Below are 26,942 nucleotides of genomic sequence, written 5' to 3'. Positions count from 1 at the left end.
GGATGCTCACATGAAAGACAAAGAACTCATTACTAATGCAACCCAACTCCTATCCGAGTTAAATAAAAGTTTCCAAAGCTGCAAACAGGGTAGGGCAGATGATATTCGACTGCAAGAGCTGCTAAACACTACTCTGCAAGAGCTCAAAAAAGCGGAAAAGTTGGACAACAGTATTTTAATCGACCTTGAGAAATTTTACCAACGTACCAGTCTTCTGATTGGTCTTGGTAGCCTAAAACTGAATGATCAAGCACGCACTGCTTGGCGAAACTATGATAAATTCCATTACGAGCATATCAAACACGTACTGACTCTCTATGGACCTGTTTTCGGATTTTAGAGATTAGAATTGTCAGTTTTCTGTTGACAAAATTTCCTTAAAGGTATAGGATAAAGATACTAATACTCGGAGGTAAGGGAGACATGAACAACTAAGTCTATCAAATAAAGAAACTTTATTTAGTAGATCTTGTTTTTGTCTCTTTTTGTGTGCTCTTTTCATACTAGATTTTCTAGTATCTTATCCTCATTGAAAATCAAAAAACTAGAAGGCTAACCATCTGCTCCTCTTGAGTTGGATTAGGCAATCCTAAGCTAGTTTGACGAGCTTTTCAACGAGGATAATAGAGTTTTGACAGTGACTTTGGGCTCTACTAGATAAAGTAGAGCTTTTTGTTATGCACTATCGACATTCTAGAAAGGGCAATCATATGATAAAAATCAATCACCTGACCATCACACAAAACAAAGATTTACGAGACCTTGTCTCAGACTTAAACATGACCATCCAAGACGGGGAAAAGATAGCTATTATTGGAGAGGAAGGAAATGGCAAATCAACCTTGATTAAAACTTTAATGGGAGAAACTTTACCTGATTTCACTATCAGGGGAGACATTCAATCTGATTATCAATCAATAGCCTACATTCCTCAAAAACTCCCCGAAGAGCTGAAAAAGAAAAGTCTACACGACTACTTCTTTTTGGATTTTGCTGATTTAGACTACAGTATCCTCTATCGTTTGGCTGAGGAGTTACACTTTGATAGCAACCGTTTCGCTAGCGTTCAAGAGATTGGAAGCCTTTCGGGGGGCGAAGCTTTGAAAATTCAGCTCATCCATGAGTTAGCCAAACCCTTTGAGATTCTATTTTTAGATGAACCTTCAAATGACCTAGACCTTGAGACGGTTGATTGGCTAAAAAGTCAGATTCGAAAGATTCGGCAAACCGTTATTTTCATTTCCCATGATGAAGACTTTCTTTCTGAAACGGCTGATACTATTGTCCACTTGCGACTGGTCAAGCACCGTAAAGAAGCGGAAACGCTAGTAGAGCATTTAGACTATGATAGCTATAGCGACCAGAGAAAGGCTAATTTTATAAAACAAAGCCAACAAGCTGCTAACGACCAACGAGCCTACGATAAAACCATGGAAAAACATCGGCGAGTCAAGCAAAATGTAGAAACTGCGCTTCGAGCTACCAAAGACAGTACTGCTGGGCGCCTATTAGCTAAAAAGATGAAAAATGTTCTCTCTCAAGAAAAACGCATTGAAAAGACAGCTAAGTCCATGACCCAAAAACCACTTGAAGAAGAACACATTCAACTTTTCTTCTCAGATATACAGCCATTACCTGCTTCTAAAGTCTTAATCCAGCTGGAAAAAGAAAATTTATCCATTGACGACCGAGTTTTGGCTCGAGAACTACAACTAACTGTCCGTGGCCAAGAAAAAATCGGTATCATCGGCCAAAATGGTGTTGGTAAATCAACTCTGTTAGCCAAGTTACAGCAACTTCTTAATGATAAAAGAGAAATTTCGCTTGGTTATATGCCACAAGATTACCATAAGAAACTGCAATTAGATTTATCTCCAGTAGCCTATCTCAGCAAAGCTGGGGAAAAAGAGGAACTACAGAAAATCCAATCTCATCTAGCTAGTCTCAATTTCAGTTATCCAGAAATGCAGCATCAAATTCGCTCCTTATCTGGCGGGCAACAGGGTAAACTCCTGCTTTTGGATTTAGTCTTGCGCAAACCAAACTTTCTCCTTCTGGATGAACCCACACGAAACTTTTCACCCACTTCTCAACCCCAAATCAGAAAACTCTTTGCCACCTATCCAGGCGGTCTCATCACTGTTTCGCATGACCGTCGTTTCTTAAAAGAAGTTTGCTCGATCATCTATCGCTTAACAGAACACGGTTTGGATGTAGTTAATTTAGACAATTTATAAATTTGCAACATAGCAGATAGGTGGGGCAAAAACACAATTTTAGGAGAAAAGGAAGTAAATCTTCCCATAATAAAACGCATAATATCAAGTTTTTTGCACACCTGATATTATGCGTTTTTCAGATTTTAAAGACTTTTTCCAGCATTCATTTTACATATGTTTTAAACGTTCAATCCGTTCTGAGATAGGTGGGTGGGTATAAAAGAGTTTTTGGAACCCTCCCCCTTTCTTGGGATCATTGATATAAAGTGCACTGCTGGCATCATCGACAGGACGACTCATCGGTTTACTATTATCCAACTTACCTAGAGCATTAATCATCCCTTGAGGATTGCGGGTCAACTCGACACTGGAAGCATCAGCTAAAAATTCCCTCTGACGAGAAATAGCTAGTTGCACCAAGGTTGCAGCGAGAGGTGCCAGCACAATAGCTAGTAGGGAAACCACTAGCATAATGATTTCTAAGCCATTTCCTTCTCGGTCATCGTCACTTCGTCTGCGACCTGCGCCACCCCACCACATCATACGACCTGCCATACTAGAAAGCATGGTGATAGCACTAGCAAGGGCGACAGCAATAGTCGAAATACGAATATCGTAGTTACGGATATGACTGACTTCATGTCCCATAACAGCTTCTAGTTCTTCACGATTCATGATAGCTAGGAGACCTGAAGTCGCAGCAACAGCAGCATTTTGAGGATTAGAACCTGTCGCAAAGGCATTTAAGGCTGGATCATCAATGATGAAAACACGGGGCATAGGAATCTGAGCGACCATAGCCATATCTTCTACTACATGGTAGAGGTCTGGTGCCGTTTGTTCATCCACCTCACGCGCTCCATTCATGGACATGACAATCTCTGTCGATTGAAAAATCATGGACAAGGCATAGATAAAGCCGATAATCAGTGCGATAACCAAACCACCAATCCCAGACCGCATAAAGAGGTAACCAACCGCATAGCCAACAAGAGCTAAGAGTAGGAAAAATACCAGCAACAAGATCCAGGTTTTTCGTTTATTGCTTGCAATTTGATCAAACAACATCTTAGTCACCTAAACCGCTAAAATCAACCTTAGGAACTGCCTTTTCCTCTTCTGGTGTTTGAAGGAAATCTGCTGCTTTAAATCCAAACATTCCAGCGATAATATTGCTTGGGAAAGTTTCTAATTTTACATTGTAGTTGCTGACAACACTGTTGTAGAGTTGACGAGAGTAAGAAATTTTATTTTCTGTGTTTGTCAACTCCTCTTGCAATTTAACAAAGTTGGCACTAGCTTTCAAATCTGGATAGCTTTCTGCAACTGCGAAGATACCTGAAACCTGACGAGTGAGTGCATCACTGGCTTTCATAGCTTCTGCTGGTGAAGTCGCTGCTGCCACTTGGTTACGCAGTTCTGCCACCTTTTCAAGGGTAGAACCTTCATATTTGGCATAACCTTTTACAGTCTCAATCAAGTTTGGCAAGAGGTCGTTTCGACGTTTCAACTGAACATCAATCTGGCTCCAAGCCTCCTTGGTTTGCATACGATTTTTAACCAAACCGTTATAGCTAACAATCACAAAAATAACAACAAGAGCCAAAACTCCAAGAATAATCCAAGTCATGATATAAGTCCTTTCTACTTTTAGATTAGTACCAGTATATCAAATTTTTAATGATTGTGGTAAAATAAGATGATACTAAAGAAGGAAATAACTATGAAACCAGAAACATTTTACAACTTGCTTGCCGAGCAGAATCTTCCACTTTCGGACCAGCAAAAAAAACAATTTGAACGTTATTTTGAGCTCTTAGTCGAGTGGAATGAAAAGATTAATTTAACAGCCATTACGGACAAGGATGAAGTTTATCTCAAACATTTTTACGATTCGATTGCACCTATTCTGCAAGGCTTGATTCCCAATGAAACTATCAAATTGCTTGATATTGGAGCTGGGGCGGGATTTCCTAGTCTACCAATGAAAATCCTCTATCCTCAGTTAGATGTAACTATCATTGATTCACTTAACAAGCGCATCAACTTTCTCCAACTGTTGGCTCAAGAACTGGATTTGGACGGTGTGCATTTCTACCATGGACGTGCCGAAGATTTTGCACAAGACAAGAACTTCCGTGCTCAATATGATTTTGTAACAGCTCGTGCGGTTGCCCGTATGCAGATTTTATCTGAATTGACTATTCCCTACCTTAAAGTTGGCGGAAAACTATTGGCACTCAAGGCTAGCAATGCGCCTGAGGAATTATTAGAAGCTAAGAATGCCCTCAACCTCCTTTTTAGTAAAGTAGAAGACAATCTCAGATACGCCCTACCGAATGGAGATCCGCGCTACATCACAGTGGTAGAAAAGAAAAAAGAAACACCAAATAAGTATCCACGTAAAGCTGGCATGCCCAACAAACGCCCGCTTTAAATTTTTTAGTAAAAAAATATTTACAAAGTTCGTAATTTCTGCTATACTATCACAAGCAAAGGTTTTTAATGTCATCCCGTGAGGTGACGAAGACGCAGAAATATTTAAAACTCTTTAAAGTTTAGATTTTAGAGAAGTCTTACTCTGAGGGCCTATTGCTGTAAAATAATGGGCTCTTTTTTGATGCCCAAAAGTGAGGTTTATATGAAACAAGAATCAACTGTTGATTTGTTACTAGACGTTGACCAACGTCCTTCAGCTGGAAAAGGAATTCTCCTTAGTTTCCAACACGTTTTCGCCATGTTCGGTGCGACCATCTTGGTACCCTTGATTTTGGGAATGCCTGTATCTGTTGCCCTTTTTGCTTCAGGTGTTGGAACACTCATCTACATGATTTCAACTGGTTTTAAAGTTCCAGTTTATCTAGGTTCTTCATTTGCCTTTATCACAGCAATGTCACTGGCTATGAAAGAAATGGGTGGTGATGTGTCTGCTGCTCAAACAGGGGTTATCTTGACTGGTTTGGTCTATGTCCTTGTGGCTGCTGGTGTTCGTTTTGCAGGTACAAAATGGATTGATAAACTCTTGCCACCAATCATCATCGGACCTATGATCATCGTTATCGGTCTTGGACTTGCAGGTTCAGCTGTTACTAACGCTGGCCTTGTAGCGGATGGAAATTGGAAAAATGCTCTTGTAGCGGTTGTTACTTTCCTAATTGCTGCCTTTATCAATACAAAGGGAAAAGGCTTCCTACGAATCATTCCATTCCTATTTGCAATTATCGGTGGTTACCTCTTCGCACTAACTCTTGGTTTGGTTGACTTTACACCAGTTCTAAAAGCTAACTGGTTTGAAATTCCTGGTTTCTACTTGCCATTTAGCACAGGTGGTGCCTTTAAAGAATACAATCTTTACTTTGGGCCAGAAACCATCGCCATCTTGCCAATCGCTATCGTAACAATTTCTGAACATATTGGAGACCATACTGTTTTGGGTCAAATCTGTGGCCGTCAATTCTTGAAAGAACCAGGTCTTCACCGTACTCTTCTTGGTGACGGTATCGCAACTTCTGTTTCTGCCTTCCTTGGTGGACCAGCCAATACAACTTATGGAGAAAATACAGGGGTTATCGGTATGACTCGTATCGCTTCTGTCTCAGTTATCCGTAACGCTGCCTTTATCGCGATTGCCCTTAGCTTCCTTGGTAAATTCACTGCCTTGATTTCAACCATTCCAAATGCTGTACTTGGTGGTATGTCAATCCTTCTCTATGGAGTTATCGCCAGCAACGGTTTGAAAGTCTTGATCAAAGAACGTGTGGATTTCAGTCAAATGCGTAACCTAATCATCGCAAGTGCTATGTTGGTACTTGGACTTGGAGGAGCTATCCTTAAACTCGGTCCAGTTACCCTTTCAGGAACTGCCCTATCAGCCATGACAGGAATCATCTTGAACTTAATCTTGCCATACGAAAATAAAGACTAAGAGTCTAAACACATCAAAAAACGAGCATTTCCAATTACGGAAGTGCTCGTTTTTTGATATTTAGAAGTGAGTGTATGATCTCTACAGCATTTTAATACAGCTCACCCACACTCATAAGCTCCCATTCAGAAAAATCAACCTGAAAAACTTCTGGGGCTTTTGTAGTACCATTGTACACTACTATAAAATAGCCTTTTTCATTGTAAAACTTACCCAAAATCTCAGAGTCTTTCATTTCTGCTTTCAATCCACTATCTTCTATCTTTTTATTTATATGTTGCTCTGTTTCTACTTCATTATTTCCTTGAGTTCCTAAGATATAACCACCAAAGCTTACCCAAAAGAAGATAAAAAGCATAAATACAATAGTTGCATATTTCAAAAAATTTAGTTCTTTCATTTCTTTATTATTCCTTTTTGTGTTAGTTGATACTATTTATATAGTTTTCTTAGTTCCTTAAATCCCAAGGGGTAAAAATACCCCCTTACACTCCCACCATTCCATCAAGCCATCTAGTGAAATTTTCTTCTTTTGTCTCGTCATCATACCAATCAAAATCTTCAATATAAGTTGAGTTTGTGACTAGCTTGATACGCTTGTTTTGGTATTGGAAATCTAAATAGAATTCGGGTTCCTCTTCACTATACAAGTTAGCGAGGAACCGAACTCTTTTGGTATATTCTAATCGTTTTATTGGACCACTTTTTGTGACAGTTCCAGTGTATATGTTTTATATAATTGATGGCAAGCTTGATTCTCTCCTGCATTAATCAAGGAAACACAAGGTAAGACAAGTTCTGACCAGATAGAATCTAGTATTTCCTCTCGATTTGGATGTTCTTCTAACTTGGCAACAATCTGAGGAGCCATCTTATAGTAGGATTCAATTTCCTCCTGACCACCATCTTGCAAAGCTAGATAAGAGTCCCTGAATTTTCGTAAAGTCATCAATTCATCACAATCATCTGCTAATCCTTTGTAAGTTACAGCTGCTTCTGTCAAATAACAACCTCTTTGTTCAATCTGATAATAAGCATCTGGTTCGCCAAAAAATCCAGTTTTAGAGCGCACATATCTCTCTGCATCACTCCTACGTTGAAAAACAGCTACTTCTCTTCCCTTACGATATACAACAAATTCCATTTCTTTTTCCTCTCTATCTTACAATATTTAATAATTCCTCATAGCTAGAAACCACATCATAGATGTGCTGATCATTAATCAATCCAGCTTGAGCTAAAGCTTTAAAGTGAGCACGCGCACATGCAATTTTTGCTTGCTCAGCTTGTTTTAATTGAAGACTAGACATAGAGCCTTTCGTTTCTGCAACAAAATAGATATGCTTGACACTTCCTTCACGGAAGGCGATTGCCCAGTCAGGATTATAGTTTCCAAGTGGAGTCGCAATACTGAACTTCCCTGGTAACTTCACATAAACACGAACATCCTCGTATTGTTCCAAAGCTTCTTTAAAGGTCTTCTCCGTATTTGAATCAACTTTTACAAAATTGTAAATCCCTTTTTTGGATTCAAGTAAGTGATCATCTGATCTGTTAGCAGTTTCAGGATTGTCATAAAACAAGTCCATATCATACTCTTCATTTAACACATTATACTGAATATGCTTGATAATTTGACTTGCTTTTTGTTCATTAATGAGCTTCGAAACCTTAAGAATAAACTCTTCTGGATTCTGTTTAAACTTGTCAAATTGGTAGACATAGATTTTACTTAATATTTCCGCAACCAACTTACGAGTTAAACCAGTCTGCTCAGCAATCTCCCCTAGTAAATCATATTTGGTCATAATCTGCGAACCATTTAGATACTCTTGCTGGCGATCATTTTCAGCAACTGTCAAATGGAGTCCTTCTTCCTTACTCATCTCAGTAGCGCTTGCCTGAGTTATATGAAAGCTTGGTTTGCTGACGACTAATTTCTCATTGATATAGTCAACCGAATGTTTTACCAATTCCGCATCATCAAACTCTACTTGGTAACTCGTCTTACGATTGATTTGCTTCCAGAGATTTAAAAATTCTTTTCGGGCAATATTTTCTTGATTCACCTCATTTGAGAACTGAATGACTGAATGATTGGCATTTTCAATTTCATATTGTCCAGCATGATAAACGCTCTCCAATATCTCTACCAGCTTATCCTCATAACCTGCTAGTGTTTCAGACAGTTGTAACTGATGATTTTCTTTTGCAGTAAAATATTCTGTAGTCAATTGTCCTTCACGATCTATATAGCCTTGTCGAATTAAATCAAAATGAATCGAATCTGCTTGTTCCTTGGTAATTCGTATTGTTTGTCCTTCTTGATTGGTTAGAACTTTATTCGCAAAAAGACTAACATCCACTTTTGCAGGACGATCTGCTAAGAGTTCTTTTATTTCTTCTTGTAGACTTCGAGCAAATTGATCATAACTTTCATTTGCAATTACTGTCAGTTTATTGATTTCATGTACATCATTTCCTAAGAGTTCAAAATCCTGACGAATTCCGTTTTGGTCAACTGCTAAACGCATACCACGACCAATTTCTTGACGTTTACGAGTCTCCGCTGAAGATTGCTTCAGCGTACAGATTTGAAAGACATTTGGGTTATCCCATCCCTCTTTTAGAGCTGAGTGAGAAAATAGGAAACGAACTGGCTCTTCAAAGCTCAATAAACGCTCCTTGTCCTTCATAATTAAGTCATAGGCATCAATGTCATTTGAAAGATTGTTCTTCTTTTCACTGGCAGATTTATAGTCCACAAAAATGGTCTTATCTGACTTCTTCACTTTATCTACCGAAAAGTAACCAGCATGAACTGAATTTCCTTCAAGATTAGCCTCCAAATACCTACGATAAGGGGTTGGTTCCTGTGTTTGGATAAACTGGTTTACTTGATTTCGGTATTCTTCTTCAAAAATCTGAGCGTATTCTCCATTATAGGCATCATTATGTTCATCATATTGCTTATACTTGGCCACTTCATCGATGAAAAATAAGGATAATACTTTAATTCTTCGATTGTACAGTTTACTTTCCTTTTCGATATGACTTTTTATGGTCTCTCGGATTTGAATTCTTCTGATGCTCGACTCATCCACTTGTCCAATCACTTCACCGACTTGAAGTTCTTGCGACACACCAACTTGAAGTTTGTTCTCTCTTGCATCAAAGTGACTAAGGGTCATTCCTTTATAAGCAGATAAATTCCCTGATTCAGCGTACAAATCAAAGGGTTCTTCCACCACCTTCAATTTCCTTTTGACACCTGACTGCGTTTTTACTTCAAATTCAATTTTTGATTTGGGTGCTCCTGTTTTTTGTGGAATGATTTCTTGTAGATATAGATATCCTTGTGTCCCGGTCGTCCCAGTTTGCTCAATAGCCTTAACTGCAATCTTCTTCACTAATTTTTGATTGTAAGCATCCATGGCATCCAATCTATAAACCATATCATGCTTTTCCTTGTGGGTAGCCGAATAACGTAGCGTAAACAATGGCTTGAAATCTTTTAGTCTTTCCTTTGTCTGTTTCCCTTCAACAGACTGAGGTTCATCAATAATCATAATCGGATTCATAGCTGCCAAGACGTCAATTGGACGACGCCAACGGAAACTTTCCTGTTCGGAATGAATCCGTCGCGCATCTTTGCCTTTTGCATTAAAGGCTTGAGAGTTGATGACCATGATTTGAAGGTCTGACGAATTGGCAAAACTATCCAAATCACCTAAACGTGAAGAATCGTAGACAAAATAGCGTGGTTGCTTGCCATACTCCATCTGAAAGTGACTTGACATGATCTGTAGAGACTTGAGAACTCCTTCACGAATAGCGACACTTGGAACGACAATAACAAACTTAAGCCAGCCATAACGTTTATTCAACTCCATAATTGTACGGATATACGTATAGGTCTTCCCTGTTCCCGTCTCCATCTCTATGGAAAAATTATAAGCTTCTCTCCCAGCAATCATATCAATCGATAGTTTATCAGAAGGACGCAAACCATAACGAGTTTGCATAGTATGAACATTTTCTCGTATACTTGTTTGACTCAATTGAATCGGTGCATTTCGATAAGCATCTAAAACCAAATCTACCTCATCTGACTTGAGACGACCTGGATCCGCCATATACTGAACTCCAGTATGTTTGGCTTGCCCTTGAAATAAATCTGCAATAGCACTAACCGCATCCAACTGAAATTGTTGTTTTTTAAATTGTAGTTTCATAATTCTATATTTTTCTTTATAATTTATTACTTTCAGGATAAAACCAAATACCAGATAAGAACTAGTGGAATCAATATATATTGAAACCAAATAATGATTTTATTCCAACTAAAATCATGTATCTTGATAAATTGCTCAATATAAAGAAAGGCATCTTTTAGGCAACACTTTTTCTTACCATCTTCAATTGTCTCTTCTGTTACTTTAGATTCCATGTCAGATTGCGAATTACCTTGACAATATTTTCTCTTCTGATACTTTTTAGCATACTTGTGATCAAAATCTGAATGATTTTCATTTCCTCGTAAACTAATTTGATACCTTGACATTATCTGTTGGTATTTATTAATTTTTTCATCATCACTAAGTGATTTTTGGAAAATAATTGATTTTAATTCAAGTAAAAAGTCTTCTAATTCTAACTGATGATAGTGTAATTTCAGAGCTCTCTCATTATAATTCAACTTAGCAACAAAATTCTGGACAAGCAAAGAATATATGGAAAACAAAGCCGACAAAGCTAATCTATCTTTATTTTCAGGGTTTATTAGCGAATACACTAATAAACCCGTTGACATTATACTCATTGCTAAAAAGATCAATTCCCATTTTTCAGCATACTCGTACAATCTTTTACTTGTATTAATTCTAGCTGCCCTTACAGTATCTATCGAATTGCATTTTAAATTAATCTCATAGTCTATATCTCTATCTTTAAAATCAAGAATTTCGTTCACATTACACCACCTTCACTTTTGTATGTGGTGACAATTCTTTGAAGATTTCACTTACGTTAATCTTATCTGCCGAATTGGCAAATGAGCTATCACGGAAGACGGCACGGAGTGGTTGCGCTTGAGCGATATGACGGATGACTTCTTCTGATATTTCATCTTCAAAACAAGCCATGAGCGAACCTTGATCTACGTCATAGATTTCTGATCCTGCTACTTTCTCCAAATCAATAGCTAGTGACAGTTCCATTCCCCATGTCAGCATAACTTGGAAAAGTAAGTCTAATCCACTACGTCCTTCCTTGATATTGGATACACTATCAAAAAGTTCTCCTTGGATAAATTGATCTGGCCGAGCTGAAACATCTTTAAAATTAGAAGAGTCTAGTTTGTAAGCTTTGAATCCAAAATCTTGCTTGCCAACCAACTCTGGATGCTCCTCCTGAATCTTTGCAGCAGCACGACGAATCCTCTCACGAGAAATCTGGTCAATAGTTTGAAAGTCGGTTGAATTCAATATTTGCTCGTCTAAAGTTGTTACAATAAACCTTCTATTTCCACTATCACTTGCATTTAGTCTCATCACAGAATCTGCAGTAGTACCTGATCCAGCAAAAAAATCTAAGACAAGTGAATCTCTATTAGTTGCATATGATAGAAGTTCATAAATTAACTCATACGGTTTTGAATAGTTAAAAATTGAATTGCCAAAAATTTGTTTTAAATATTTATTAGATTGTGTCGTAGAAAATTTTTCAATTACTGCTATAGGTTGAATTGTTCTAGGAGCTAAATTTCCATCCTTATCAACATTTAGATACTGTTTTGTATAGACATTTCCATTTTGAAAAACTACAAAATCATTTTCAATACCCCATTGAAGTTTTTCTTTAGACCAACGCCAACCCCAATCTTTTAATAATGCTCCTCCTGTTTGCCTAATCTCCCATTTCTCTTTACTACCTCCAGCATAATACATTTTTCCCTCAAATTCGATTGGATAATCTAAATTTTTGGACCATCCTAAACTTCCACTATCCAATTTTATTAATTGATATTTTCCACGAATCTCTTCATATTCATCACTCAACCTATAACGATCTATATCTTCAACCGGCTTTGGATTTATATTTGCTTCTAAAATCTGCTTGGTGTAAACTAAGAGGTACTCGTGTTTGTTTCTGAAAAACTTAGAATCAGACTTCCCCCCTCCTTCTTTATTCATCCATACTAGATTCGCTACAAAATTCTCCTCTCCAAATATCTCATCACAGATAGCTTTGAGGTTGGCTTGTTCATTATCATCGATAGAGATAAAGATAACACCTGAATCCTTGAGGAGATTACGCGCTAGGCGGAGGCGTGGATACATCATATTGAGCCAGTCTGAGTGATAACGGGCCGAAGTTTTTTCATTTTTTGTGAGCCCAATTACTTGGTGTCCTTCTTCATCCAAAAGTTCCATCTCTTCCTTCAACTCTTCGTCTGTTTTTTGGAACTTATCAGAGTATACAAAGTCTTTTCCTGTATTATAGGGTGGATCGATATAAATCATATCGATTTTTCCTAGATAGGATTCTTGTAAGATTTTTAAGACTTCTAAATTATCTCCAGTAATAAAGACATTTTCACTATTTTCAAAGTCAACACTTTCATCAAGATCTGGTCTTAGGGTTTTGGTAGTTGGTCGCCCAGCTTCTGCGATAGCTTCACGCTTTCCAACCCAAGTAAACTCATAGGATTCTCGACCATCCACAATTTCCTCTGATAAAAACTGTTTAAGTTTCTCAAAGTCAATCGCAGGACCTAATTTGCCGTATTCATCCCTCTTTTCCGTCAGAACTTCAGGAAAAAGTTGACCAATTTTTGAAATATTATCTGTAAAAACATCTTTTGAAGTGAGAGTTAATTTCTCAAGTCCAGAGTTTTCACCTGTTTGCTGTGCTGTGCTGTGCTGTGCTGTGCTGTGCTGTGCTGTGCTGTGCTGTGCTGTGCTGTGCTGTGCTGTGCTGTGCTGTGCTGTGCTGTGCTGTGCTGTGCTGTGCTCATGGTAGTATCCTTTCTTAGCTTTGTCAAGCTTTTGTAATTTTAATTTTATAAAAAATTAAGTTGGCTTATCCTATCTTTGTAATGCTTCATTTTTAATAAATTACAGCTTCATTCTATCAAAAATAGGGGTTGAAATCAAAAGAGTTCTCTAATCTCAATTTCTGATTTTCCTTTGTCAAAATTTACAATCAATTTTGCTTCTTTAAATCTTCTATTTCTTTCAATGTAGCCTGATAGTCTCTTTTTATTTCCATTTGTTTTCTCATTGATTTTTCAGAATACATCTTTTTCTTTAGCTGCTGTGCCTTCTTATCTAATTTATCTAATTGGTCACTGAGTTCAATAGAGTTTCTAAGATTACTTGCTTCTAAAACTTGTAGCTCTTTCTTACCAGTTTCTTTTACAAGACTCTCATAAACATCATCTAAATCATTTCCCTCAAAGCCAATGCTTACATCATCATTCGTCCGAAAGCGACGGACAATCTTAAAGTGCTTGCCATCCTTTTCTTGACCCAAAGGCTCTTTATAATGAATAAGAAGTTCATCTCTACCTTGTGGATATTTTAATACAAAAGCTGTGTAAATCCCTAATCTTATATCTAGCTGTTCTAATAAAGTTAAGGAAACATCCATTTGTTCGAATTCTATTTCTAAAACCATGATTTGCTTCACTTTTTTTCCAGCAGGAATATTAGTGGTACTTGTATCAATCTGATGAGTAATTTGAATTTCTCTAATCTGTTCTCTAAAATCTTTCTTGTCTTTTGCAGATACATTAAGGTTATCAAAAAAATCACTATTGCCCTTTTTATGAGGCCGATATAGAATGTGAGGTTTTGATAAGGCTGTATAGGACGGAAATCTAATCATCAGAATCCCCTTTCATCAATATGAAGAAACAAATTAGCTCAAAATCATCCATTCCCTCAATGCTAGTATTCATCAAATCAACAGATCCAAAGTTAAATAGGGCATCCATCGTTGAAATCTGATCATGTTCCATTAGTTGATCGATTGCCTCTTGAAGCAATTCCGAATAAACAACCATTTCTTTACCGTATTTTGTTTGGCGATTGAACTTGTCTACTACTTGACTTAATGGTTTACTTTGCCCTCGACAAATGCTACTGAGGTGCTCCAATATTTTCTTGCTTTCAGAAGGGGATAACAGCAGTTCTCCATTTCTATTGATGTAGAGGATATAATATGGATGAAGCTGATTTTGATGATTTTTTCCTTTTACCTGATCTTTATTTTTTAGGACAAAAATGACACCTTCTGATTCTTTATTAGAGGCAGGTAAAATAGCTTGCAAACCTCTAGGAACTTTTTCTAACTCAGGATGTTCTTCCAAATACTTAAGAAGGTCTATACGATAATCTTCTAATCCTAAATCCATAATGGAAATACCATCATTCATCTCCTCTAGATCGACTACTTCATCTCTAAGACGTTCTAATTGTTTTCTTCGGTAATTATTATCCTCTATTTCTTCACTAGATAAAACATTATCATCTACTGTCGAAGTCAAGACAGAAATTTTCATCCTCGATTCAACCCTAGACTTGAGATCGATATACTCATCTAACTCAAGATTTGGCCAAAAGTTAACTAATTGAATGTATTTATTTTGACTACCAATTCGATCCACACGACCAAATCGTTGAACAATACGGACAGGATTCCAGTGGATATCGTAATTGACCATCATATCTGCATCTTGTAAGTTTTGACCTTCGGAAATCACATCTGTTGCAATTAAAAGATCAATCTCACTCTCATCACCAGGAAACAGAACATCACGAGATTTTGATTTAGGAGAGAAATAAGTTAACAAAGAATTGAGGTCTTTATTTTTAGTTTCCAAAGTTGTTGCAAAACCTTTTGTACCTGAAATCTGAGCAGTGTAAAGACCATACTTATCCAAGACATACTGACTAATATGTTTATAAAGGTAGTTCGTTGTTGTCGCAAATGCGGAGAAAATAATCAACTTTTTATTACCAACATTGATTGGATTTGTTAGTTTCTCATCTATCAAGGTAAAAAGAGTCTGAAGTTTTTGGTCTTCTTGTGGCGTTATTTTACTGATTAGATCTTCTAGCTCTGTCAATATTGCAAAATCTTGTTCTAACTCGACCTTCCAACTACGATAATCCATATCTTGTAGAGCAATACGATTTTTCTTACCAATAGAGAACTCGAAATTACTATCTTCCAAATCAAAATCATCTTCATCAAGATGAGGATTAAGAGATAAATGGTCCAAGCCTGTCAATTCATATTCCTCGATAGCCTTTAAGGTCTTTTCTACATAATCTTTAACAACATCTATTAAAGTATATCGAAAAGCTGCAACAGAACTTTCTAAACGTTTGAGCAGGTTAATCATCATCAGTTTTTTGATACCAGACTCACGACCAAACTGAGTTAAATTCCCCATTATCCCTTCTTTACTTTTATCGTATTTAGCTCTCTTTGATGGGTAAATATGTATCGATGGTTGATAGATAGTCAACTGGAGTTTATCAAGTAAGTGATATAATTTTTTATAGGTAATTCCGAGATTTGAAACCGTTAAATCAGGTTCAAAATTAAGAGGTTTTAAGCGCTGTGGAAATTCTCCAATAGCTTCTCTATCATAAAATTCGCGAATATGTTTTCTACTTCTGGCTATTGTTACACTATCTAGTACTTTAAAGAAGTCAAAATCTAATGTAGATAGCAGTTTATCTGTTGTTCTCTCCTCTGCAGGTAGATCAGCCCACTTGTTATAAGCAGATTGAGCGTTTCTGAAAATATCGTTTATAGATGATTTTGTTTCTAATTTACTATCAATTTGATCCGTATCTCCTTCATAGGCTAAAGCAATTTGATTTTTCAAATCATTAAAGCGATTATTAACAGGTGTGGCTGATAGCATTAGTACCTTTGTAGGAACACCAGACTTTATGATTCGATTCATTAAACGGCTGTATCGATTTTCTTTTCCCTCAGATAAGTCATTTTCGCTAGAACCACCATTTCTAAAATTATGGGACTCATCAATGACGACCAAATCATAAGTATGCCAATTATTTAAGGACAAATCAATTCCATTAGAGTGTCCTTTATCTCTACTGAGATCTGTATGATAAAGCACGTCATAAAGCAAATGTCTATCATAAATTGGATTATTTACATAATCATGACGATACATATTCCAGTTATTTTCTAACTTTTTAGGACAAAGTACTAAAATACGTTTGCCTCGATAAGAATAATAAGTCATGACCGCTAAAGCTGTATAAGTCTTCCCAAGACCAACCGAATCCGCTAGAATACATCCATTAAATTTTTCTAATTTAGAAATAATTGATTTCACTGCATCCTTTTGGAAATCATATAACAGCCCCCAAATCTTACTTTCTTTATAACCAACCCCTTCATTTGGTAAAAAGTCTTCATTGATATCTTCTAAAAATTCATTGAATAAATTATATAGCATCACATAGTAAATGAACTCAGGAGAATGTTCTTTATGAGCCAGGTTTAAATTCTCCAAAAACTCTTCTGTAACATCACGAAAATAATCATCTTCTTCCCAGAGATTATCAAATTCATCTAAATAATTTAAACTCAGTGGTGCATGATAGAGGTTTCTACTCGTTTTAAATAGAGAAGCTTCATATCCTAATTCTTTGCGATCAAAGTTTTTCAAACGATCTACTGCCACTACATCATCCGAATTTTCAATTCGAATACCATTTGGTATTTCATCTGTTTCAATATTAATAGACTTAAATTTCGCTTTTCTTCGGATCCAATCAGCACATTCACGAGCAATCGCTTTTTGGGTCAACTCATTCATCAATTTCTGTTCATACTTTCCACCAAAAATCGATTGTTCTCGTTCTTTTTTGGGTATCGTATATTCACGGAAATCTGTTTTGGTTTCATCTGTTACAAAAGTCGGATTTGTGAAAATAAATTTTAACTCTTCAATATTCTCCAATTCCTCTTTCAACTGCTGATAAGCAAACATAGAAAAGGTTGCTGCTGCAATTTTGACTCGGCTCTCTGATTTCAATTCTTTCTTTAACTCATCTCCAAGACGAATTGATCGATTATCAATTTCCATAATCCCTCCCTATTAGACTATTTCTACTATTATATCATTCTTTGCAAATTCAAAATAGACCTTTATTCTTCTTTCTAAAAAAGGAAAGCTCTGCGGCCTTCCTTTGTCTTACTTACGTTTCTTCTTCGCTTTTTTCATTTTGTTAGCCATGCGTTTCATGGACTGTTTCATAGCAAATTCACCGATTTTACCTTTGAGTCCGCCACCAAACATCTGACTCATATCTGGCATTCCTGCTCCTCCGAGAGCTGACAAGTCAGGCATACCACCTTGTCCCATCATACCTTCAAGGGCAGACATATCCATTCCTCCCATATTTGGCATATTTTTAGGAAGGTTGTTTGGATTGATCCCCATTTGCTTCATCATTTTGTTCATATCCCCAGACATAACTCCTTGCATGAGTTGTTTAGCCTGGTTAAAGTCTTTGATGAATTTATTAACTTCGACAAATGTATTTCCAGAACCTGCAGCGATACGACGTCGACGGCTTGGGTTTAGCAAATCTGGGTTTTCACGTTCTTCAGGTGTCATGGAAGACACAATAGCACGTTTACGAGCAATCTGACGCTCATCTACCTTCATGTTTTGAAGGGCTGGATTGTTAGCCATACCTGGAATCATCTTGAGCAAGTCTTCCATTGGCCCCATGTTTTGCACCTGATCCAACTGATCAATGAAATCATTGAAATCAAAGGTGTTTTCACGCATCTTCTCAGCCATTTCAAGGGCTTTTTGCTCATCGTATTCTTGAGAAGCTTTCTCAATCAAAGTGAGCATATCCCCCATACCAAGGATACGGCTTGACATACGGTCTGGGTGGAAGGTTTCGATATCTGTAATCTTTTCACCTGTACCAGTGAACTTGATTGGTTTTCCAGTAATGTGACGAACAGATAGGGCCGCACCACCACGAGTATCCCCATCAATCTTGGTAAGGATAACCCCAGTTACTTCTAACTGAGCATTAAACTCACGCGCAACATTGGCCGCTTCTTGACCAATCATGGCATCAACCACGAGGAGAATTTCATTTGGTTGAGCTAGTGCTTTCACGTCACGAAGCTCATTCATCAGAAGCTCATCAATCTGCAAACGCCCTGCCGTATCAATCAAGACATAGTCATTATGATTAGCTTGGGCTTGTTCCAAACCTTGACGAACAATCTCAACAGCTGGAACCTCTGTTCCAAGAGCGAAAACCGGCACATCAATCTGTTGACCCAGAGTTTTCAACTGGTCAATAGCCGCTGGACGATAAATATCTGCCGCAATCATCAAAGGACGAGCATTTTCTTCTTTCTTGAGTTTGTTGGCCAATTTACCAGCAAAGGTTGTTTTACCAGCCCCCTGCAAACCGACCATCATGATGATTGTAGGAATCTTAGGTGACTTGATAATCTCTGCTGTATCAGAACCCAAAACAGCCGTCAATTCCTCATCAACGATTTTAATAATTTGTTGCGCAGGATTAAGGGTATCAATGACCTCATGCCCGACTGCACGCTCACGAACTTTCTTGATAAAGTCCTTTACAACAGGCAAGGCAACGTCGGCCTCAAGCAAGGCCAAGCGAATTTCTTTGGTTGCCTCTTGGACATCAGATTCAGAGATTTTTCCTTTTTTACGTAGGTTTTTAAAGACGTTCTGCAAACGTTCTGTTAAATTTTCAAATGCCATTATTTTCTCCTATTTTTTCAATTCAGTGGAAATCGTCCGAAATGTTGCAAACTCTCTAGTTCTTCGGTTGTGACTTCTTTCATGATTTCATTTGGATATCCCCAACAGCTAAATCCTTCTTTAAGGGCTTGAGGAATAGAATCAGGTGAGAGAATTTGTAGTCTTGTAGGAAATGGTTCCTCTGCAGCTAATAGTTTGCAAGGTATTCCTTTATAGACAACAAGATTTTCCATGATTACTCCCTATTATCAATACTGGTCAAAATCTCAATTTGCTCTTGCAGAAAAGCATCCTCTGGATAACGCTCCAAAATCTGATCAAAAATTTGACTGCGAACAATGTAGTCCGAGTACATGTGCAATTTCATCTCATAATCTTCCAGAATCTTTTCTGTCCGCTTGATATTATCATAGACAGCCTGACGACTGACACCAAACTCCTCGGCAATCTCAGCAAGGCTGTAATCATCAGCGTAGTATAGCTCGATATAATTCATTTGCTTATCTGTCAAAAGCGCCGCATAAAATTCAAAGAGCGCATTCATACGATTGGTTTTTTCGATTTCCATAACTTTTATTATACCAAAAAATAGCCTAATCTACCACACTAGGGAGCCAATCCAAGAAGATAGCTAGCTAAATTTGAAAAAACAAGAGACTAGCCCCAAGTAATTTCCAATTGATAGCCGGCAAAGGGATGTCCCTCTTGATTTTGTAGTTGATAATCTAGTTCAATCTTTTGCCCATCAACTTGATAATGGCTCGTTTGGATGATAAACTCCTGCATGCCCATAGGTGTAGGAATATAAGCTAAACTATCGCTATCCTTTAGAAAGCGCATAATAGTCTTGGGATTAGAAAATCGGCTCATCACCAGTTCTTGACCATGAAATTTAATAACCACTTTTTCCTTTTCCTCATTATAGAAAAGCAGGTAGCTATAATCTCCCTTTTCATGCACTTCAACATCATAAAGCTGATCAATCACTTCCAACTGCTCATCAAACTGAATCGTATTTCGCATCCGAATCTTCACATCAGGTCCTCTTTCTTGTCTCTTGTTCTACTATTTTACCAAAAAGAGCAGGATTTTGCTATAATGGTCATATGAACGAAAAAGTATTCCGTGACCCAGTTCACAACTACATCCATGTCAATAATCAAATCATCTATGACTTGATTAATACAAAAGAATTTCAGCGTTTGCGTCGTATCAAACAACTGGGAACCTCCAGTTATACCTTCCACGGTGGGGAGCACAGCCGCTTCTCTCACTGTCTAGGAGTCTATGAGATTGCTCGACGTATCACGGAGATTTTTGAAGAAAAATATACTGAAGAATGGGATCCTGCTGAGTCTCTCTTGACCATGACCGCTGCTCTCCTCCATGACCTTGGGCATGGTGCTTACTCCCATACTTTTGAACATCTCTTTGATACCGACCATGAAGCCATCACCCAGGAGATTATTCAAAGCCCTGAGACGGAAATTCACCAAATCCTGCTACAAGTAGCGCCAGATTTCCCAGAAAAAGTAGCCAGTGTCATCGACCATACCTATCCTAACAAGCAGGTCGTGCAACTCATTTCTAGTCAGATTGATGCAGACCGCATGGACTATCTCTTGCGCGATTCCTATTTTACAGGAGCATCTTATGGGGAATTTGACCTGACACGTATTCTCCGAGTCATTCGCCCTGTCGAAAATGGTATCGCCTTTCAGCGCAATGGCATGCACGCCATCGAAGACTACGTCCTCAGTCGCTACCAGATGTACATGCAGGTTTATTTTCATCCTGCAACACGCGCCATGGAAGTTCTCCTACAGAATCTTCTCAAACGTGCCAAGGAACTCTACCCTGAGGACAAGGATTTCTTTGCCCGAACTTCTCCACACCTCCTGCCTTTCTTTGAAAAAAATGTGACCTTATCTGACTATTTGGATCTGGATGATGGTGTGATGAATACCTACTTCCAGCTCTGGATGACCAGTCCTGACAAGATTCTTGCAGACCTGTCGCAACGCTTTGTCAACCGCAAGGTCTTTAAATCTATTACCTTTTCACAAGAAGACCAAGACCAACTAGCCAGCATGAGAAAATTGGTTGAGGACATCGGCTTTGATCCCGACTACTATACTGCCATTCATAAGAACTTTGACCTTCCTTATGATATCTATCGTCCCGAATCTGAAAACCCAAGGACACAGATTGAAATCTTACAAAAAAATGGTCAACTAGCAGAACTCTCTAGCCTGTCCCCTATCGTCCAATCCCTTGCTGGCAGTCGCCACGGAGATAATCGCTTTTATTTTCCAAAAGAAATGTTAGACCAAAACAGTATCTTCACAAGCATTACCCAGCAATTTTTACACTTGATTGAGAACGATCATTTTACCCCAAATAAAAAGTAGAAGAGGAAATTTATGAGTATTAAACTAATTGCCGTCGATATCGACGGAACCTTAGTCAACAGTCAAAAGGAGATCACTCCTGAAGTCTTTTCTGCCATCCAAGATGCCAAAGAAGCTGGTGTCAAAGTCGTCATTGCAACTGGCCGCCCTATCGCAGGTGTTGCCAAACTTCTGGACGACTTGCAGTTGAGAGACGAGGGTGACTATGTGGTGACCTTTAACGGTGCCCTTGTCCAAGAAACCGCTACAGGCCATGAGATTATCAGTGAATCCTTGACCTACGAGGATTATCTAGATATGGAATTTCTCAGTCGTAAGCTCGGTGTCCATATGCATGCTATTACCAAGGACGGCATCTACACTGCCAATCGCAATATCGGAAAATACACAGTGCACGAATCAACCCTCGTCAGCATGCCTATCTTCTACCGCACACCTGAAGAAATGGCTAACAAGGAAATCGTCAAATGTATGTTCATCGATGAGCCTGAGATTCTCGATGCTGCGATTGAAAAAATTCCAGCAGAATTTTACGAACGCTACTCCATCAACAAATCTGCTCCTTTCTACCTCGAACTCCTTAAGAAGAATGTGGACAAGGGTTCAGCTATTACTCACTTAGCTGAAAAACTCGGATTGACCAAAGATGAAACCATGGCTATCGGTGATGAAGAAAATGACCGTGCCATGCTGGAAGTCGTTGGCAACCCTGTTGTCATGGAAAATGGAAATCCAGAAATCAAAAAAATCGCCAAATACATCACTAAAACAAATGACGAATCTGGCGTAGCCCATGCCATCCGTACATGGGTACTGTAAAATAATTTGAATGTAGAAAAAGCACTCCAGAAGTTAGAGATAATGTACTGCCCCCAAAAGTTAGACAGAAAAATCTTACTTTTGGGGGCAGTTTAAGATTCAGTATTTTTGGTTTCTAGTTCTATCCCCTCAATAATTATTAAATCTGAATTAGGTAGTACATTATGTAAAACCTTTTTCAATTTTTTATTTTACTACGAATTAATATTATTTTTTCTAATGATAATTAACCCACTAATCTTCCTTTATAAATATTGCAGTTCTTTTCTTAGTTAGCTTTTTTTCATAACTCTTTATAAGAATAACCAATAAACTACTTAGTAATCCCAAAATAACTAGACTTAATCTAGGGTTTAAAAGCCAATTAAAATAAGCAGCCAGTATCCCTCCAAAAGGAGCAAAAATGGTAGCTATTACAAAAGAACTAGAAAGTATTTTACCAATATTATACTCAGTACTTTCTTGTTGCTGTATTGTTGTAATTGAGACAGAAGCTATTGTAATTAGTCCACTCAAAATTGAGTAACAAATTCCAAAAAAAATCCAATTTTCTACTATTCCGCTTGCCATAATGACAAGTGGGATGGTTGCCATTGATATATTCATCAATATAAAAGCATCCTTCTTATTCAAAAAAGTAGAAAGAAAGGTTACTGCTATCAAACTTCCAAATCCAGCAATTGAGTAAACAATACCAACAAGACTATTTGATAATTTTAATTGATCCTGTAAATAATAATAATCGTTGCATTGAAGCCTAGCATAGCGATATTCACAACAATAGTAAAGAGTAAAGAAATCCTCAATTTAATATTTGTAAAGTTCTCTTTAAAACCTACAAAAATTTCTTTTATATCATCATTACCATTCTTCTTGTGTTCTTGATCTGGAATATATGAAATTAGTATTGAAAGAAATAATAACAAGAAAGAACCACTATTAATAAAAAAAATACTATTAATATTAAACTTTAACATTAATACCCCTGCTAGAGCTGGAGAAATTAATTTTGAAATAGTTCGTACACCTTGAAATTGAGAATTATATTTTTGCAATTCTTCCTTCTCAAATAAGGCAGGAGTAATGACTGAGAATCCTGTTTGAAAAAGTGTCGAAAATAAAGGTATCAAAAATGCAATAACATAGTAAAAAAATATAGAAACTGAATATTTAGATAATATCGGTATTACACTACATAATAATGCAGGTATTAATGTAGACCATAATAGTATTTTTTTCTTATTGAAATTATCTAGTAAGTAACCCATAACGAATCCCAACAAGAATTGAGGTAACAATTCAATAATCACCATTCCTCCCATTGCAAAAGACGAATGAAATTCTTGGTAAATTAAGATTGGAAAAGCAATTTTCTGAAATCTATCTCCAACATTTGATATAAACTCACCAAAAGTAATTGTATAAAACGTTTTCTTGTTGATATTCACAGCGTTCTTTCCTTTTATTTTTTGCCTTTAGTTTAGCACTTCGATGTTATTATGTCAATTATTTTGATAATATTTTTTTATTTATTTTTTTAAAATACATATTTGTATCTATCTAAATTAAAAAAAACGATGCTTATGAACATCGTCTTTACTATTCTGTTAGATCTGCAATGTAATGCTCAATTTTTAGAGCCATTGACATATTGCCCTCAAGCTTATATAGGAAATAAGCCGTTTCAAAGTAATCTTTTACTGCAACTTTAGAAGAAAAATTCTTACTGACATTTCCCATCAATACATACAAATCAGCCAAAAGATATGTTGTTCTATACATCTTACATTGCTTTATCGTATCTGTGATTTTAGTAATAGCCTCTTCAGTATTATTCTGCAACCATAGATAGCGACAAACATTATAATTAAATTTAATAGAAAGGTTTAATTCTTCGATTGTGTTTAACTTGAGTTGATTTACTTGACACTCTAACTTTTCTCGAATTTTATTAAAACTCTCTAAAACTTCAATATCATAATAAAAATTAAATAGAGTATTTGCAACTTGAAGGTAGATCAGGTCAGTTACATTTAACTGAGACAGTACCTTCTCCAATCTTGCCACAGCCTCTTCTTTTTGCCCATAGAAATAAAAATCTATAAGAGATTTTATCCACTCCATATAAAACTTATCTACTAGAGACAAGCGATGTACCTTTACACTCTCTAGTTCATATATATATTTCAAAGACTCATAATTTCGATTTGTGATAAAAGTCTGGGCTAACTTCTTAAACTCTAGTAGCTCATCAATCTCCTCTCCAATCTGCTCATTATAAAAATAATCTATACTAACTTTTAACTTCTTAGACAGAGCATATAAAAAGTCGGCTCCTGGAGTAAATTCTCCATTCTCTAATCGACTAATCTGTCCCTGTTTACATATCCCCTCAGCCAATTCTCGCTGAGACATTTTTAATTCTTTTCGTCTATTTTTTAATCTTGTTGCTAATAATGTGCCCACGTTTGCATTTTCCTTTTCTATTCGATTTCAATTTCAATTGTAACATGATTAAATTTTAAATACAAATTAATAAACAAAAAGATACAAATTATATATAAACAATGACTAGATAGGTTATTTTTGAAAACCCATCTCTTCTTCTTTTGAAATTTTCTTACTCAATTGATTGATAAACTTATTCACTTTAAATGGATTAGATATTAGACTATCATGTTTAAATTTTGTTATTGATATATTTAACAGACCAGAAATAATCTTTTACAACATAGCAAATTCAGGGGAATAATAACGATTTTACCCATTTTTTCGGCTCTCTATTTCATAACAATCAATTCATTTTGTCACATACCTTAGCCCGAAAAATCCACACTAAATCTTTTTGAAAGCTGTTTAAAGCTTTGTACTTACTTTCTGAGTTCATAGATCTGAACCTTTACCTCATTTGTCCAATTCCATAATAAAAATAAGGACATTCTAACAAAGGAAGTCCTTATTTTTTAACTAATAGATGTCAAAGTTACTTTGCTGATCCACTTTATCTGTACTCATTGATCAAAATATAATTTTTTGTAAAATTTTGATTATGAATTAGTCAAAGAAAAAACACTAACCTATTTCAAAAAACTAAATTGTGATGATTGCCTATAAATAAACACTTTGAATATTCTTTATTTTTCTTAATTTACTAAAAATGCCCCCTGCAGGAATCGAACCTGCAACTACTCCTTAGGAGGGAGTTGTTATATCCATTGAACTAAGGGAGCTAGATAAAAACTCTGCTGAAAAAGCAGAGTTTTTTAGTCGAATTAACGACGGATTTCTTTGATACGAGCTGCCTTACCTTGAAGTGCACGCAAGTAGTACAATTTCGCACGACGTACTTTACCGTAACGAACAACTTCGATTTTTTCAACACGTGGAGTGTGGATTGGGAAGATACGCTCAACACCTACACCGTTAGAGATTTTACGAACTGTGTAGTTTTCTGAGATGCCAGCACCTTTACGTGCGATAACAACACCTTCAAAAATCTGGATACGTTCACGGTTACCTTCGACAACTTTCGCGTGTACACGAACAGTGTCACCAGGACGGAATGATGGGATATCTGTACGAAGTTGACCTTCAGTCAAGCTTTGGATTAATGGATTCATTTTATTCTCCTATCTTTGTCAATCTTGAGGAACCTTCCTCAGCGGATAAACTGTATTTTTGTGCGTCCATTACACACAAGATACAGTTTACCAAATTTCCATAAAAAAGTAAAGAAATTTATAGCAGAATTCCTAAAAAAATCGCAACCAAACCACCTAGATAGGTCAAAGCTAAATAAGAATAAAATACCTTCTTATCACTTAACAGTCTTTGGAGTTCGTCATTTAAGGTAGAAAAGGTTGTTAAACCTCCACAAAAACCCGTCGCTAAAATAGCATAGACTTCCTTAGATTCCACATGATTGTAGAATAATCCAATTAAAAAACAACCTAGAAGATTGGCTATGAGCGTTCCGAGTGGCAATTTAGATGCTTGATTATAGCGGGAAAAGAAATAACGTACTAGAGCTCCGAAGCCACAAGCAATTGCAAGATAGACCATTACCATTTCTTCCTCCCTAGAAAATAAGCCAAGAGTAGACCTCCACCAATACTCAAAAGCAAATACATAACTAAACTAAGATAACGCCCTGTATCCAGTAGTTTCACAGCATCAAGCATGAGACTAGAAAAGGTTGTCAAACCACCACAAAAACCTGTACCCAGTGCTAAAATAACGCCTTTACTGGTTCCCTTATAGACTAAATAGCCCTTAACAAGATACACCAAGCAGAAAATGCCTAAATAGTTAACAAGAAGGATGCCCCAAGGGAAATCTGGACTGGCTGGTAACCAAGTAGAAACCAGGTAGCGAACCAATCCACCCAACATAGCAGCTAGAAAAATTCCTAGCGGATAAAATTGCTCTTTTTTCATTTGATATTTTGATCCTGATAATCACGCGAACGTTTGAGTATGTCCGAAAAAGTCGAGACAATAGTCTCCTGATAGCGCTTGTCCTCTACACGACTTCTAACCTTTTCAAAGATAATTGCTTCTCTCTTGGTATCTAAAATCGGTTTACCCGAAGCTTTCTTATAAGCGACAACCCCTTCAACTAAGTGCATTCGTTCTTCTAGAAGTTTAACAATTTGATCGTCGATGTGATCAATTTCTTGGCGAATAATATCTAAATCCATACAGTCTCCTCCTTTATTTGAATTATTGTATCAAAAAGCCACCAAATAG

Annotated in this window: 26 protein-coding genes and 1 tRNA gene; 6 read left to right on the top strand and 21 right to left on the bottom strand. The window is 36.9% G+C overall.

What is annotated here, in order from left to right; translation table 11 throughout:
• Positions 1–10: 10 nt before the first annotated feature.
• Together ACLNCV_RS07535 and ACLNCV_RS07530 are read left to right on the top strand one after the other, a co-directional pair.
• Positions 11–340 (top strand): hypothetical protein, encoded by a 330-nt coding sequence (locus ACLNCV_RS07535; RefSeq protein WP_000653208.1) that lies wholly within the window; start codon positions 11–13, stop codon positions 338–340.
• 337 nt (positions 341–677) lie between these two features.
• Positions 678–2,237 (top strand): ATP-binding cassette domain-containing protein, encoded by a 1,560-nt coding sequence (locus ACLNCV_RS07530; protein WP_261126690.1) that lies wholly within the window; start codon positions 678–680, stop codon positions 2,235–2,237.
• A 150-nt stretch (positions 2,238–2,387) separates the two neighbouring features.
• On the opposite strand, the gene htpX is transcribed toward ACLNCV_RS07530, so the two are convergent.
• Positions 2,388–3,287 carry a zinc metalloprotease HtpX gene (htpX, locus tag ACLNCV_RS07525; RefSeq protein ID WP_424845051.1) on the bottom strand — a complete coding sequence of 300 codons (900 nt, stop codon included), beginning with the start codon at positions 3,285–3,287 and terminating at the stop codon, positions 2,388–2,390.
• A gap of 1 nt (position 3,288) precedes the next feature.
• A complete protein-coding gene (locus ACLNCV_RS07520) occupies positions 3,289–3,849 on the bottom strand; it encodes a LemA family protein (RefSeq protein ID WP_000219846.1) in 561 nt (186 codons plus the stop codon).
• 93 nt (positions 3,850–3,942) lie between these two features.
• On the opposite strand from ACLNCV_RS07520, the gene rsmG reads away from it, so the two are divergent.
• Positions 3,943–4,656, top strand: a complete 714-nt coding sequence (gene rsmG / locus ACLNCV_RS07515; protein WP_424845050.1) for a 16S rRNA (guanine(527)-N(7))-methyltransferase RsmG — start codon at positions 3,943–3,945, stop codon at positions 4,654–4,656.
• A gap of 204 nt (positions 4,657–4,860) precedes the next feature.
• Positions 4,861–6,144, top strand: a complete 1,284-nt coding sequence (locus ACLNCV_RS07510; RefSeq protein ID WP_004234765.1) for a uracil-xanthine permease family protein — start codon at positions 4,861–4,863, stop codon at positions 6,142–6,144.
• Positions 6,145–6,235: 91 nt separating this feature from the next.
• Here the strand turns inward: ACLNCV_RS07510 and ACLNCV_RS07505 are convergent, their stop codons facing one another.
• The 11 genes from ACLNCV_RS07505 to ACLNCV_RS07455 all read right to left on the bottom strand — a co-directional run bounded on the left by ACLNCV_RS07505 (position 6,236) and on the right by ACLNCV_RS07455 (position 19,999).
• A complete protein-coding gene (locus ACLNCV_RS07505; RefSeq protein ID WP_084926580.1) occupies positions 6,236–6,544 on the bottom strand; it encodes a hypothetical protein in 309 nt (102 codons plus the stop codon).
• A gap of 291 nt (positions 6,545–6,835) precedes the next feature.
• Entirely contained in the window at positions 6,836–7,288 is a 453-nt protein-coding gene (locus ACLNCV_RS07500; RefSeq protein WP_084926581.1) for a CFI-box-CTERM domain-containing protein, read from the bottom strand.
• A 13-nt stretch (positions 7,289–7,301) separates the two neighbouring features.
• Positions 7,302–10,379, bottom strand: coding sequence for a type III restriction-modification system endonuclease (locus ACLNCV_RS07495; RefSeq protein ID WP_261028701.1), 3,078 nt, complete (start codon positions 10,377–10,379; stop codon positions 7,302–7,304).
• A gap of 32 nt (positions 10,380–10,411) precedes the next feature.
• A complete protein-coding gene (locus ACLNCV_RS07490) occupies positions 10,412–11,116 on the bottom strand; it encodes an SLATT domain-containing protein (protein ID WP_261028700.1) in 705 nt (234 codons plus the stop codon).
• Between the two features lies 1 nt (position 11,117).
• On the bottom strand, positions 11,118–12,869 hold the full coding sequence (locus ACLNCV_RS07485) for a site-specific DNA-methyltransferase (RefSeq protein WP_424845049.1): 1,752 nt from the start codon (positions 12,867–12,869) through the stop codon (positions 11,118–11,120).
• 481 nt (positions 12,870–13,350) lie between these two features.
• On the bottom strand, positions 13,351–14,034 hold the full coding sequence (locus tag ACLNCV_RS07480) for a DUF4391 domain-containing protein (protein ID WP_070842738.1): 684 nt from the start codon (positions 14,032–14,034) through the stop codon (positions 13,351–13,353).
• Positions 14,027–17,284: a helicase-related protein gene (locus tag ACLNCV_RS07475; protein WP_424845048.1), complete on the bottom strand. Its 3,258-nt coding sequence runs from the start codon at positions 17,282–17,284 to the stop codon at positions 14,027–14,029. The genes ACLNCV_RS07480 and ACLNCV_RS07475 overlap by 8 nt, the downstream gene beginning before the upstream one ends.
• Positions 17,285–17,392: 108 nt before the next feature.
• Positions 17,393–18,964: a signal recognition particle protein gene (gene ffh, locus ACLNCV_RS07470; RefSeq protein WP_078352047.1), complete on the bottom strand. Its 1,572-nt coding sequence runs from the start codon at positions 18,962–18,964 to the stop codon at positions 17,393–17,395.
• A 17-nt stretch (positions 18,965–18,981) separates the two neighbouring features.
• The gene (locus tag ACLNCV_RS07465; protein WP_049508835.1) at positions 18,982–19,197 is read right to left on the bottom strand and encodes a hypothetical protein; all 216 of its coding nucleotides are present in this window, start codon (positions 19,195–19,197) and stop codon (positions 18,982–18,984) included.
• Positions 19,198–19,199: 2 nt separating this feature from the next.
• The gene (locus ACLNCV_RS07460; RefSeq protein ID WP_000402062.1) at positions 19,200–19,532 is read right to left on the bottom strand and encodes a putative DNA-binding protein; all 333 of its coding nucleotides are present in this window, start codon (positions 19,530–19,532) and stop codon (positions 19,200–19,202) included.
• 89 nt (positions 19,533–19,621) lie between these two features.
• Positions 19,622–19,999 (bottom strand): DUF1934 domain-containing protein, encoded by a 378-nt coding sequence (locus ACLNCV_RS07455; protein ID WP_084926588.1) that lies wholly within the window; start codon positions 19,997–19,999, stop codon positions 19,622–19,624.
• A gap of 71 nt (positions 20,000–20,070) precedes the next feature.
• Between ACLNCV_RS07455 and ACLNCV_RS07450 the strand changes: the two genes are divergently transcribed.
• The gene (locus ACLNCV_RS07450) at positions 20,071–21,375 is read left to right on the top strand and encodes an HD domain-containing protein (RefSeq protein WP_261126699.1); all 1,305 of its coding nucleotides are present in this window, start codon (positions 20,071–20,073) and stop codon (positions 21,373–21,375) included.
• Positions 21,376–21,387: 12 nt separating this feature from the next.
• Positions 21,388–22,194 carry a sugar-phosphatase gene (gene yidA, locus ACLNCV_RS07445; RefSeq protein ID WP_141230376.1) on the top strand — a complete coding sequence of 269 codons (807 nt, stop codon included), beginning with the start codon at positions 21,388–21,390 and terminating at the stop codon, positions 22,192–22,194.
• Positions 22,195–22,428: 234 nt separating this feature from the next.
• Here the strand turns inward: yidA and ACLNCV_RS07440 are convergent, their stop codons facing one another.
• From ACLNCV_RS07440 to ACLNCV_RS07405, 8 genes are all read right to left on the bottom strand, one after another.
• The gene (locus ACLNCV_RS07440; RefSeq protein ID WP_232196994.1) at positions 22,429–22,788 is read right to left on the bottom strand and encodes a hypothetical protein; all 360 of its coding nucleotides are present in this window, start codon (positions 22,786–22,788) and stop codon (positions 22,429–22,431) included.
• 122 nt (positions 22,789–22,910) lie between these two features.
• The gene (locus ACLNCV_RS07435) at positions 22,911–23,642 is read right to left on the bottom strand and encodes an MFS transporter (RefSeq protein WP_424845047.1); all 732 of its coding nucleotides are present in this window, start codon (positions 23,640–23,642) and stop codon (positions 22,911–22,913) included.
• Positions 23,643–23,793: 151 nt separating this feature from the next.
• Complete coding sequence (locus ACLNCV_RS07430) at positions 23,794–24,660, bottom strand: helix-turn-helix domain-containing protein (protein WP_125393585.1); 867 nt, start codon at positions 24,658–24,660, stop codon at positions 23,794–23,796.
• A gap of 692 nt (positions 24,661–25,352) precedes the next feature.
• Positions 25,353–25,424 (bottom strand) — tRNA-Arg (locus ACLNCV_RS07425).
• A gap of 42 nt (positions 25,425–25,466) precedes the next feature.
• Positions 25,467–25,814, bottom strand: coding sequence for a 50S ribosomal protein L19 (rplS, locus tag ACLNCV_RS07420; protein WP_001068669.1), 348 nt, complete (start codon positions 25,812–25,814; stop codon positions 25,467–25,469).
• Between the two features lie 118 nt (positions 25,815–25,932).
• Positions 25,933–26,262 carry a fluoride efflux transporter CrcB gene (gene crcB / locus ACLNCV_RS07415; protein ID WP_012972531.1) on the bottom strand — a complete coding sequence of 110 codons (330 nt, stop codon included), beginning with the start codon at positions 26,260–26,262 and terminating at the stop codon, positions 25,933–25,935.
• Positions 26,256–26,630, bottom strand: coding sequence for a fluoride efflux transporter CrcB (crcB, locus tag ACLNCV_RS07410; protein ID WP_084886381.1), 375 nt, complete (start codon positions 26,628–26,630; stop codon positions 26,256–26,258). Before crcB (ACLNCV_RS07410) ends, crcB (ACLNCV_RS07415) begins: the two co-directional genes overlap by 7 nt.
• Entirely contained in the window at positions 26,627–26,893 is a 267-nt protein-coding gene (locus tag ACLNCV_RS07405) for a chorismate mutase (protein WP_136937027.1), read from the bottom strand. Before ACLNCV_RS07405 ends, crcB (ACLNCV_RS07410) begins: the two co-directional genes overlap by 4 nt.
• Positions 26,894–26,942: the final 49 nt, after the last annotated feature.

Source organism: Streptococcus sp. CL5.50 (assembly GCF_049738015.1).
Lineage (GTDB): Bacteria > Bacillota > Bacilli > Lactobacillales > Streptococcaceae > Streptococcus > Streptococcus mitis_CA.
Note: the sequence above shows the minus strand (reverse complement) of the source record. Positions and strands in the feature narration are given on the sequence as shown.